At 67.5% G+C, this 11,138-nt stretch carries 9 protein-coding genes; 5 read left to right on the top strand and 4 right to left on the bottom strand.

Features of this window, described 5'->3' with window-relative positions; genetic code table 11:
• Positions 1–7: 7 nt before the first annotated feature.
• The 4 genes from dpgA to ACQP09_RS15050 form a co-directional block, all read right to left on the bottom strand.
• Positions 8–1,087, bottom strand: a complete 1,080-nt coding sequence (gene dpgA, locus ACQP09_RS15065; protein WP_433399579.1) for a 3,5-dihydroxyphenylacetyl-CoA synthase DpgA — start codon at positions 1,085–1,087, stop codon at positions 8–10.
• An 89-nt stretch (positions 1,088–1,176) separates the two neighbouring features.
• On the bottom strand, positions 1,177–2,481 hold the full coding sequence (locus ACQP09_RS15060; RefSeq protein ID WP_433399577.1) for a PLP-dependent aminotransferase family protein: 1,305 nt from the start codon (positions 2,479–2,481) through the stop codon (positions 1,177–1,179).
• Positions 2,482–2,679: 198 nt separating this feature from the next.
• A complete protein-coding gene (locus ACQP09_RS15055) occupies positions 2,680–5,805 on the bottom strand; it encodes an amino acid adenylation domain-containing protein (protein ID WP_433399574.1) in 3,126 nt (1,041 codons plus the stop codon).
• Between the two features lie 343 nt (positions 5,806–6,148).
• Positions 6,149–7,129 (bottom strand): helix-turn-helix transcriptional regulator, encoded by a 981-nt coding sequence (locus tag ACQP09_RS15050; protein ID WP_433399571.1) that lies wholly within the window; start codon positions 7,127–7,129, stop codon positions 6,149–6,151.
• A gap of 390 nt (positions 7,130–7,519) precedes the next feature.
• On the opposite strand from ACQP09_RS15050, the gene ACQP09_RS15045 reads away from it, so the two are divergent.
• The 5 genes from ACQP09_RS15045 to ACQP09_RS15025 all read left to right on the top strand — a co-directional run bounded on the left by ACQP09_RS15045 (position 7,520) and on the right by ACQP09_RS15025 (position 10,995).
• Positions 7,520–7,732, top strand: coding sequence for a hypothetical protein (locus ACQP09_RS15045; RefSeq protein WP_433399570.1), 213 nt, complete (start codon positions 7,520–7,522; stop codon positions 7,730–7,732).
• Between the two features lie 102 nt (positions 7,733–7,834).
• Positions 7,835–8,014, top strand: coding sequence for a hypothetical protein (locus ACQP09_RS15040; RefSeq protein ID WP_433399567.1), 180 nt, complete (start codon positions 7,835–7,837; stop codon positions 8,012–8,014).
• 47 nt (positions 8,015–8,061) lie between these two features.
• Entirely contained in the window at positions 8,062–9,168 is a 1,107-nt protein-coding gene (locus ACQP09_RS15035) for a ParB N-terminal domain-containing protein (protein WP_433399565.1), read from the top strand.
• A gap of 39 nt (positions 9,169–9,207) precedes the next feature.
• The gene (gene dpgD, locus ACQP09_RS15030; protein WP_433399562.1) at positions 9,208–10,005 is read left to right on the top strand and encodes an enoyl-CoA-hydratase DpgD; all 798 of its coding nucleotides are present in this window, start codon (positions 9,208–9,210) and stop codon (positions 10,003–10,005) included.
• Positions 10,006–10,272: 267 nt separating this feature from the next.
• Entirely contained in the window at positions 10,273–10,995 is a 723-nt protein-coding gene (locus ACQP09_RS15025) for a VOC family protein (protein ID WP_433399560.1), read from the top strand.
• The last annotated feature ends 143 nt before the right edge of the window (positions 10,996–11,138 follow it).

Raw genomic sequence — 11,138 nt, 5'->3', positions numbered from 1 at the left:
TCCTCATTCACCACTGGACCAGCGCCAGTTCGATCGTTGAACCCGGACCCATCGTCATCAGCACGCCGTACTCGCCGGGCTGGGTGATCGCTTCGTCCAGGAGTCGTTCGTACGAGAACAGGAACGAGCCGCTCGACACGTTTCCGTAGTCGCGCAGCACACCAACGGTGTGCCGTACGTCGTGCCGGGTCAGCCGGAGGTTGACGGCGACGGCGTCGATGACCTTCTTGCCGCCCGAGTGCACCAGCCAGTGCGCGATGTCGCTCCGGCGCAGGCCGGTGTTCTCGAGGAGCCGGTTCACGGCCTGCTCGGCGTGTGCACCCACCACGTAGGGGACCTGCGGGTCCAGATAGAAGCTGAAGCGCCCCTGGTCCCGGTCCCAGTCGTAGCGCATGGCGTCGACGGCTTCCGGGATGAGGCAGCTGGAGAACTTCAGGATCTGCGGCCCCTCGAGGACGGCCACCTCGTCCGGGGCGGGGCCCGAGCGGATCGCGAGTGCGGCGGCGCCGTCGCCGAACAGGCTGTTGACCACGGCGGTGCGCATGGTGGAGTCCATGGCGTACGCGGCGGAGCAGGCCTCCACGCAGAGTACGACGGCGAGTTCCCCGGGGTGGGCGGAGGCCCAGCCGGAGACCACTCCCAGCGCGTTGAGGCCGGCGTTGCAGCCCATACCCACGATGTCGGAGCGGCTGCAGTGCCGGTCGATGCCGAGCTCCTTGATGAGCAGGGCGCTGAGTCCCGGCGTGAGCAGTCCGGTGGACGTCACGCAGCACAGGTGCCGAAGGTCGGAGAGCTCGGCCCCGGCCCGCTTGAGGCAGGCGTGCAGCGCCTCGGCGCCCATCTCGATCGCCTGGGCCTTGTGCTTGTCGAGGAGGTCGCCCTGCGCCTCGACGACGCGCCCGCCAGCCCCGTCCGGTGGCGGCAGCTTCAGATGGCGGCGCTCGATGGCGCTGTTGAGGAAGACCGAACGGATCCTGGGGTCGGTGATCTCGAAGGCGTCGAGTACCTCCTGCTGGGTGTACGAGGTGCTCGTCACCGCCGTTCCCACCCCCAGGGCCCGGGGCCGCAGCCCGGCTGCCAGGGTCATCGGAACATCCACCCCCACCTGCGCGGCTTGCTCCGCGGTCGTCGACGCCGACTCGGTACGGACACGTGTACGTCCTCTCTCGCTGGGAATTACGCTGCCCGCCCCGCGGGCCGGAGCGCCGCGCTCTGTGCCTCGACAAAGCGCACGAGTCTTGCGGTGCCCTCTTCGATCTCGGCGGGTGTCAGACAGCTGGTCGACAGCCGGATGCCGTGCTGGCCTCCGGTGCCGGGATGGAAGTGCGTCATCGGCGTCCAGATCACGCCGAAGTCTTCTGCGGAACGGACCAGTTGGTCGTTGTCTACGCGGAACGGGACCTGCATGGAGAGGAAGAAGCCACCGGTCGGCTCGTTCCAGCTCACACCAAGGGCCTCGCGGCGCGCAGTGGGCAGCCGGGCGTCGAGTTGCCGCAGCATCTCACGCATCGCGTCACCGTAGTAGGAGGCTGCTCCGGCGTTCAGCTGCGACAGCCGTCCCTGGACTCCGAGCAGTGCCCCGGCCACGACCGCCTGGCTGATCGAAGGTGTGTTGACCGTGACCATGCTCTTGATCTTGGTGAGGTCGGCGGCGAGCAGGTGCTGGCCGCCGTCGGCGTCGTGGACGCGCTGGTCGGCGACGACAAAGCCGACCCGGGCACCGGGGAAGACCGTTTTGGAGTACGAGCCCAGATGTACGACTCTGCGCGTCCGGTCCCGGGACTTCAGCGTGGTCAGCGGTGTGCCAGGGCTCACCAACCGGTACGGGCTGTCCTCCAGCACCAGGAAGTCGTAGCGCTCGGCGAGTCTCAGCAGTTCCTCGCGGTCTTCGGTTCCCATGGTGGTCCCGGACGGGTTGGAGTGGTCGGGCACCACGTAGAACGCGCGCGGGCGGCGGCCGTTCGCCAGCTCGTCCCGCACCGCGGCCTCCAGATCCGCGGCACTGAACCCGTCCTCGCGCTCCTCCACCGGGCGGACACGCACGTCGAGCAGCCGGGCGGCACCGGTGATCCCGACGTAGCAAGGACTGGAGACCAGCAGTACGTCATCGGGACCCGCGATGAGTGCTCGCAGAACCAGGAGCATGGCCTCCTGGGCGCCCACGGTCACCACGACCGACTCGGCCGGCACGTCGATGCCCTCGTCCACCCGCAGTGAGTCGGCGATGATGCCGCGGATCAGCCCCGCCGTCGGCCCGTACTGGTACAGCGTGGTGCGGATGTCGTTTGGCGATCCGCCCTGCTCCGCCAAATGGTCCAGATACCGACGGATGTGGGTGATCACCTGCTCGGTTTCGAAGAATCCGTCGTAGGGCCGCCCGGGTGCGAACGAAATCGCGTCCGGATAGCGATGCGTTATCTCATTGAGGAAGTTCATGGTGTCGAGCACCGGCTCGGAAACACTGCCGTGCAGCTCTGCCATTTCCAGACCGTCCCGCGAACGCGGATTGCTGGAAACGGTTGTTCCTGGCATGGAGGTCTCCCAAATTTTGATGATCCGATACCGGTGGGAGGCCTCAGCGTCACACGATCACTCGCGCTTCGGCAATGGCGTCCAAGTGCTTTACGGAAACGCGCAAGCGGCCTTTCCGATGCTCTCCAAGAGACCAGGAAATGCTCGTCAGACCGGCGCGATGGCACTCGCATCGGAGGCCCGGCGTCCCGGGGCGGCCACGACCGCCGTGAGCAAGGCGGTGAAACGGTCGCCGATCCGCCGGGCCGTCGCCGCGTCGAACAGCGTGGTGTCGTACTCCAGGTAGCCGGTGATACCCCGTGGGCGGCGCAGACGGTCGTACTGCTCGGTGAGGCTGATGAGAAGGTCGAACTTCGCGGTCGACGTGTTCTCCTCGACGACCGTGACGTCGAGGCCGGGCATCTCGAACTCGTAGCCGACGACGTTCTGCAGAACGAGCATGACCTGGAACAGCGGATGCCGGGACAGCGAACGGGGCGGGTTGACGGCCCCCACCACCTGCTCGAACGGCACGTCCTGGTGGGCGTGCATGTCCAGGGTGGTTTCCCGTACCCGGGCGAGCAGTTCGGAGAAGGTGGGGTCTCCTGACAGGTCCGTACGCAGCACGACCGTATTGGCGAAGAAGCCGACCAGGTCGTCCAGTGCGGCGTCGCCGCGCCCCGCCACCACGGACCCCAGCGAGATATCCGCTCCGGCGCCGAGCTGGTGCAGCGCCATCGTGAGTCCGGCCTGGAGCACCATGAAGGGTGTGGCGCCGTGAACGCGCGCCAGCTCGGCCATCGCCACCTGCAGTTCGGCATCGAGGCGGAGCGGCAGGGCTGCGCCCCGGTGATCGCCGTCCGCCGAACGCGGCCGGTCGACGGGCAGGGGCAGCTCGTCCGGCGCGCCGGCCAGGGTGTCCTTCCAATAGGTGAGTTGACGCCCGGCGAGGCTCTCCGCGGATCCTGGGTCACCGAGGAGGGTGTGGTGCCACAGTGTGTAGTCCGCGTATTGCACGGGGAGTTCGTTCCACCTCGGGGCCTCGCCGCCGCGTCTGGCCGCGTAGGCGGTCGCCAGGTCGCGGCTGAGCGGCGCCTTGGACCATCCGTCCGAGGCAATGTGATGGAGCACCAGCAGGAGCACGTGCCGCCGTGCGTCGAGGACGAACAGTTCCGCACGCAGGGGCAGGTCGGCCCGTAGATCGAACGGTCGGCAGCCGGACTCCCGTATCGCGGCGTCGAGATCCGCCCCGTCGATGTGCCTGACGGCAAAGGCGGGATGCGCGTCGGCCGGATCGATGACCACTTGGCAGGGCTCTCCGACCGCGTCGCCCACGATGGTACGCAGACTCTCGTGGCGGATGACCACGTCCCGGATCGCGTCCCGGAGCGCATCCCGGCTCAGATCACCGCTCAGCTCCAGGACGACGGGCAGGTGGTACAGCGGAGACGGGCCACCCCACTGTTCCAGGAACCAGATCCTGTGCTGTGCGGCGGACAGGGGTACGTGTGCGGGGCGCCCGTTGCGGGCCGGCCTCGGGCGCCGGGCCGAGGGATGGGGGGCACGGAGCAGCGGAAGCAGTGCGGCAACGGTCGGGGCGTCGAAGAACTGCCGGATGGAGACGTCCGCGCCGAAACCGGTCCGTAGCTCGCCGATCAGCCGGGTGGCGAGCAGGGAGTGGCCGCCGAGGTCGAAGAAGCCGTCGTCCACGCCGACCCGTGCGACACCGAGAATGTCCGCGAAGAGCGCACAGAGCCTCTTCTCGTCCGAGGTGCCCGGCGCGCGGTAGGCAACCGCCGCGGTGAACTTCGGCGCGGGCAGGGCCTGATAGTCGACCTTTCCGTTCGGTGTGAGGGGGAAGGCGTCCAGGCCCACGAATGCGGCAGGGACCATGTACTCGGGCAGGGCAGCCGCGGCGTGCTCGCGCAGCGCGCCGGTGTCGTTGACGTTGTCAGCGACGTAGTACGCCACCAGACGCTTGTCACCGTTGCTCTCCCGGGCCACGACCACGACCTGGGTGAGGCCGGGGAACGCCGACAGGACGGTCTCGATCTCGCCCGTCTCGACGCGGAAGCCGCGGATCTTGACCTGGTCGTCGGCACGGCCGAGGAAGTCGAGCATGCCGTCCGGGTTGCGGCGCACGATGTCACCGGTGCGGTACATGCGGCCGCCGGCCGGGCCCTCGGGGGAAGGGACGAAACGCTCGGCGGTGAGACGGGGGTCGTGCAGGTATCCGCGGGCCGTTCCGGCACCGGCGATACACAGTTCGCCGGGCTCGCCGTCGGGCACCGGGGCCATGTGCTTATCCAGAATGTACGTGTGCGTGTCGTCCAGCGGGCGGCCGATGGGGACCTGATCGGTGACCTGGGCAGCGCTGGTGTAGGCGTGCTGGGTCGCGTACAGGGTGGTCTCGGTCGGTCCGTAGGTGGCCCGCACCACCGTGCCCGGGCAGGACTGGAGGATCCGCCGCACCGCGACCGGGGAGATGACGTCGCCGCCCGTGGACACTTCACGCAGCCCGCGGAAGGTTTCCGGTGCGGCCTCGGCGAGGGTCCGCAGCAGGCCGGCGGTCATCTCCACACTGGTGATCCGCTCTGCGGCGAAAAGCTCGCGCAGCCGGGGAGCGGCCACATCGTCGTCGGCGGCGACGACCGAGGTGGCACCACGCAGCAAGGGCATCCACAGGCCGTGCAGGGAGGCGTCGAACGCATAGGGGGCGACCAGCAGCACCCGGTCGTGATGCCCGCTGTCGAACAGCGAGTCGTCCACCAGATCGAGCACGTTGCGGTGGCTGACGGCCACGCCCTTGGGCGTGCCGGTCGAGCCGGAGGTGAACATGACGTACGCCAGCTGATCCGGCGTGCACGCCACCTTCACCCCTCCGGGCGTGGCCTCCGCGATGTCCGGACCGTCCACCGGGACCACGGTTACGTCGCCTCCGGGCAGCCCCCGTGCGGTCATCACCGCATCGGTCAGGAGGACATGAGCACCCGTCCGGCGGACGATCCACTCCATCCGCTCGACCGGGAACCCGCTGTGCAGGGGCACATAGCAACCACCGGCCTTGAGGACACCCAGGAATGCCACCGTGACGTCCACACTGCGGTCGGTCAGCACCGCGACCGGAGTCTCCCGGATTACTCCCAGGCCGGTCAGGACGCGCGCCAGCGCGTCGGATCGCCGATCCAGCTCCCTATACGTCAGCTCACGCTCCGCGGAACGCACCGCCACCGCGTCCGGGGTGCGCGCGGCATGTTGTACGAACCGCCCATGAAGGGATGGCGAATCACGCATCTGGTCCGACTCCACGTCATGGTCGAGGCGATGCTCTGCAAAGCAGGAGCAGCGGCAGGGGGCCTGGCTCGGGAGAATCCTCCGCGGAATACGAGTGATCGTGGAGCGGAGATCTCCTGGAGTTGTGCGCCACCAGACCAGAAACGACACGGAGGGTCAATGGAGCTGATTGTTCACGGCGTTCGAGCATCGCTCGGCGAAACCCAGAGAACCGCCCGCCGGCTATTTTCGGCGGCGGGCGGTTCGGGGGATCGTGTGGTGGTGGTGACCAGGCCGTGTCCGGCTGATGCCGTGGACCACTCAAGTGGATTCCGGAATCACTTGGACAGCAGGCGTGAGCGCGTCAATCGGCACCGAGAGGGAGGAATCCCATTTGCAGGGCGAGCACTCCTGCCTGGAAGCGGCTACGCGCACCCAGGTGGGTCATGAGGCTGGACGTGATCCGGCGGGCGGTACGTGGTGACACCCCGAGACGCTTGGCGATGGCCTCGTCGGTGTGGCCGAGCGCCAGCAACTGAAGCGCGTCGGACTGCTGGCTGGTCAGCTCTCCGGGAGCCGGGAGGACTGGTGCCTCAAGCGGTTCCGCGGACTGCCAGACGCGCTCGAACAAGCTGTGCAGCGCGGTGATCATGCCCGGTGCGCTTACCCGAATGGCGCCGGCGGCTGTGTCGTCGGCGTCGGAGGCGATCAGCACGGAGGTACGGTCGTAGATGATCATCCGGTTCGGTAGTGACGGGACGGTACGCACCTTGCACCCTTGTGAGATCAGCCAGCGTGAGTGGTCCATCGTCGGCCGGTCGGTGCGGATGCTGTTCAGGTAGATTGTCCGCATCCGCACGCCGCGTCTGAGCAGTTGCTGGTTGAGCGGTCGGGACGCCTGCATGTTCTCCGGCCGTTGCGGGCCGCCGGGTGCGAAAGTGAGAAGCTCTTCGGTCACTTGGTCGTTCAGGATGGCCAGGTGGTCCCGGATGGCGTCCAGCCCTGTGAGGTGCTCGACCTCGGCTTCGGAGGCGCCGGGAAACTGACGTGCCTCGTAGTCCAGGATGAACCTGGCCGCAGCAGCCTGTGCCTCCTCCAACCTTTTTTGGTGCATGGTGAGTTCGGAACGCTGTCGAGCGATCAGGATCTCCATGCCCAGGTGCGGGCTGACCGCATGCAGGCGATGGGGGGATTCTGCCGAGGCGCGTACAAGGGTCAGTTCACTGAGGCGGTCGAGTGCGCCCCTGACGGCATACTCCGACAGATCCAGCCGACGACAGATGTCGGCCACCCCTTTGGCCCCTTCCAGCAAAGCGCTGTAGACGGACTCTGCGAGCGGCTCCAAGCCGAGCGAGCCCAGGGGTCCACGAATTACTTGTGTATCAACCATTCTGCCCCCACCTCGTACGCCTAAGACATAGACCGGCTGGTTTTGAGCCTACGCGGTGGGGCAATGACAGGGCAAGGAGATGTCCGATTTGAACAGAGTTGATTCATATGAATCCGGATGGCCCGGCTGTGTACCGTTAGGGCTCACCGATGGCTGTCGGACCGGGGCCGCCCCCTGGCTGCACATTGAGATCTTCCGGAACCAATAATTCGAAGGACAAGGGCGTCCATGTTTCTCGTCCACGTATCCATCCGGCGCCGTCGGCCCGATGCGGAAATACCTGAGTGGGCTGCGGAGTCGATCTCCCTGCTCTGTGCGGGCCGGCATGGCTACGAGCATGTGAGCGTGCACCCGCACGTGCTCCCTCACCCGGTCGTCGGCTTCTACGTGCGGGCCGAGTCGCTGCTGGAGGCCGAGGCTGCGGCCCTCTCCCTGTGGCATCGCGCCCGTGCCGGCGTCGTCGAGCTGCAGGGCTGGGAGGCGGTGCGTGCCGAGAGCCCCCTGTTCAGGCCGGAACTCGAGACGGGCCCGCCCCAGGGGACGGGGTGGACGGAGTAGGTCATGGCCGGTTTACCTCCCGCCTGCCTACTTTCCCTCTCCGCGAACTGGCGGCAGTCTCATTCCCGTCAGCGAGTTCCAGTCGAGGAGAGGGATCATCCGATGTTCCATCTGATTCTGCGCAAGGCCCTTCGCTCCGTGATTGTGGCCGGAGTTGTCGCCACGGGCATCGGATTTTCGACACAGGCCGAAAACGCTGGCTCCAGAGCTCCGGAAGTCCATGTGATGGCCAGTCATTCGGATGCGGCCTCGACCCTCTCCGACGACCACGGCTGGCAGTGAGACCAGCCCCTTCTGAATCGGATTTCCTTCACGAAAGGGGAGTGGCCATGGACCGAGCCGACTCGGATTACTTGATCAAGCTGCAATCCATCACCAAATCGTTGCCCGTTAAACGAGTCCCGGTGGCACTCCTCCGGACCGGCTTCTCCCCGCGGATGGACGGCGAAGACCCCGACCACATCCGGATCCTCTCCGAGAACGCGGAAGAGCTCCCACCGATCCTCGTGCACCGCGCGAGCATGAAGGTCATCGACGGTGCCCACCGGCTGCGGGTGGTCGAGCTGCTGGGAGAAGCGCGTATCGCGGCGCGATTCTTCGACGGTGACCCGGCAGACGCCCGGCTCCTTGCCGTGGCAGCCAACATCGCGCACGGGCGCCCCTTGTCCACGGCCGACCGGGCGGCCGCTGCCACGCGTATCTTCGCCACGCATCCGCTCTGGTCCGACCGGGCCGTCGCCGCGGTCGCCGGCCTCTCCCCGAAGAAGATCGCGCGGCTTCGCAGAGAGCTGACGCTGCCGCAGTCCGACAGCCGGGTAGGGCGTGACGGCCGGGTCCGTCCCATCGACCCCGCAAGCAGGCGGGAACGGGCCGGTGAGCTGATCCAGAGCAATCCCGGGTTCTCCCTGCGGCAGATCGCGGCGGAAGTGGGTCTGGCCCCGGCGACCGTCGCCGATGTGCGCGACCGGATCCAGCGCGGCGAGAGCCCAGTACCCAGCGGCGTACGCAGGCGCTCGGCCCGGGCCGCGGAACTCACGCGGCCAGCGACGATGCGGCCGGTGCCGGCAGAGCTGGGCACGGTCCGGTCCGTGAACAGCCGGCTCCCTGCCGCACGGCAGCAGAGTGCTCCTGCCGACGAGATGCCGCCGGGCGCTGCGCTGGAGGACGTCAGGAAGATCACCAGCATGCTGGCGCGCGACCCATCGCTGCGACACAACACCTCGGGTCGCTCCCTGCTGCGCATGCTCGACGCCTGCGCGCTGATCACCCTGGACCGGCAGAAGATCACCGAGACGGTGCCCGCTCACTGCAAGGAATCGGTCGCGCAGCTCGCCCGTGGGTACGCCGGAATGTGGCGGTGGCTGGCTGAGGACCTGGTGCGGCAGGTCGAGGAGATGCACGATTTCGGCGAGGACGGCGGGGCGCTCAGCGCATAGATTCCGCCCGGTTCTCCTCCCTTTTCTGACGAGGAAAGTATGACGGCGGACGTCGTTTACGAAAAGACCGGCCACGTGGCCCGCATCACGCTCGACCGACCGGCAGCACTCAATGCGATGACCCTGGCGATGCATGAGCAGCTGTGCGATATCTGGGATGATTTCGAGCACGACAACGATATGTGGGTAGCGGTGCTGTCCGGCACCGGCGACCGCTCCTTCTCCGTCGGCCAGGACCTCAAGGAACTGGAGTGGCGCACCAGGGAGGGTCTCGCCTCAACCTCGACGTTCGGTAGCCGCGGCAAGCCCGGCTGGCCCCGGCTGACCGAGCGGTTCCACCTGGCCAAGCCAGTGGTGGCGCGGGTCAACGGATACGCACTGGGCGGCGGGTTCGAGCTGGCACTGGCCTGTGATGTGATCGTTGCCGCCGAGCACGCCGAGTTCGGGCTGCCCGAAGCCCGGATCGGCCTGATCGCCGGCGCGGGCGGAGTCTTCCGGCTCACCCGGCAGGCCCCGCTCCGCGTCGCGCTGGGGCACCTCATGACGGGCCGCAGGTTGAGCGCGGCCCGAGCTTATGAGCTGGGGCTGGTCAACTCGGTCGTGCCCGCCGAAGAGCTCGACACCTGTGTCGACGGGTGGGTCGAGGACATCCTGCGCTGCGCCCCTCTGGCGGTCCGTGCGGTCAAGGAGGCAGCGCTGACCTCCGTCGACCTCCCGATGGAGCAGGCTTTCGCCACGCGCTACGTATGGGAGGAGCAGCGAATGCACAGTGACGACGCAAAGGAGGGGCCCCGTTCCTTCGTGGAGAAGCGCGCACCCCGGTGGCAGGCTCGCTGACGGTCTCCGGATCGCGGCAGCGGTCAGCCGCAGTTCACGTTCGTCTTCCACCATCTTCCCGACGACCCACCGGGCCTCCCAGGGTGAATCGGCTGGGCCGACCCGGCGCCGCGGGCGGTGGTGCTTCCGTGCGGTTGTTATCTTGTGGAGGACCGGGCTCTCCGCGACGGAACTCTGATGCCGGGGGCGCACGGCCACCCTCGGGCGGCGCCTGCGGGGAGGGCGAGGCGCGGTATCGACCCTCAGGGGATCGGAGATGCACGGGGTATGGCCAGTCAACTGTTCGCCATCTGCTTCAACGCGACCTCGCCGTCGCGCCTGGCGCTGTTCTGGTCCGAGGTCCTGGGTTGGGATCCTGCCGGCGGTCCGGATGACGATGTCGCGATCCTGTCCCCTGATCCCGCTGCGTTCCGCATCCGTTTCCTGCCGAGCCAGGAGCCTAAGGCCGGCCAGAACCGGGCGCACTTCGACCTGACGAGTGCCTCCCCGGAGGACCAGCGGCAGACGGTGGCAAGGGCTCTGCGATGCGGGGGGACACACATTGACGTGGGCCAACTTCAGGAAGAGGGGCATGTGGTGCTCGCCGATCCGGACGGCAACGAGTTCTGCGTCATCGAGGCGGGCAACGAGTTCCTCGCCGACACCGGCGTGATCGGAGCGCTGGCCTGCGACGGTACGCAGGAGGTCGGCTACTTCTGGAGCGAGGCGCTGCGTTGGCCTCTCGTCTGGGACCAGGACGAGGAGACCGCGATCCAGTCACCGAACGGTGGTACGAAGATCACGTGGGGTGGTCCTCCGGTGGCGCCGAAGAGGGGCACCAACCGGCTGTACTTCGAGCTGGCGCTTGCCGCCGACGCCGATTGGGAGGCGGAGGTCGACCGCCTGACCTCGCTCGGCGCGACGCGCACGGACATCGGCGAGGGCGACGGCATTCAGACCCTGATGCTCGACCCCGACGGAAACGAGTTGTCCCTACGGAGGCTCGGGTAGAGGCTGCTGTCGGGGCAACTGTGTTCTCGTAATGCGTAGGTCGACGGTTCGCTCTCGGTTGCCAGTTAGCCGTGAAAAGGCTCTGACCAGCGAATTTGATGTACTGGGCGCTTCGGGCGCCCAGGCGGGCGAATGTGCCGGTG

The organism is Streptomyces sp. CA-146814 (assembly GCF_050942385.1).
GTDB lineage: Bacteria > Actinomycetota > Actinomycetes > Streptomycetales > Streptomycetaceae > Streptomyces.
This window is presented reverse-complemented; position numbering and strand designations above follow the sequence as displayed.

Bases quoted from the DNA above. Each gene is read 5' to 3' on its own strand.
- ACQP09_RS15040 (WP_433399567.1), top strand. From the start codon at position 7,835: ATGTTCCATCTGATTCTGCGCAAGGCCCTTCGCTCCGTGATTGTGGCC.
- dpgA (WP_433399579.1), bottom strand. From the start codon at position 1,087: ATGACCCTGGCAGCCGGGCTGCGGCCCCGGGCCCTGGGGGTGGGAACG.
- ACQP09_RS15025 (WP_433399560.1), top strand. From the start codon at position 10,273: ATGGCCAGTCAACTGTTCGCCATCTGCTTCAACGCGACCTCGCCGTCG.
- ACQP09_RS15035 (WP_433399565.1), top strand. From the start codon at position 8,062: ATGGACCGAGCCGACTCGGATTACTTGATCAAGCTGCAATCCATCACC.
- dpgD (WP_433399562.1), top strand. From the start codon at position 9,208: ATGACGGCGGACGTCGTTTACGAAAAGACCGGCCACGTGGCCCGCATC.
- ACQP09_RS15060 (WP_433399577.1), bottom strand. From the start codon at position 2,481: ATGGCAGAGCTGCACGGCAGTGTTTCCGAGCCGGTGCTCGACACCATG.
- ACQP09_RS15055 (WP_433399574.1), bottom strand. From the start codon at position 5,805: ATGCGTGATTCGCCATCCCTTCATGGGCGGTTCGTACAACATGCCGCG.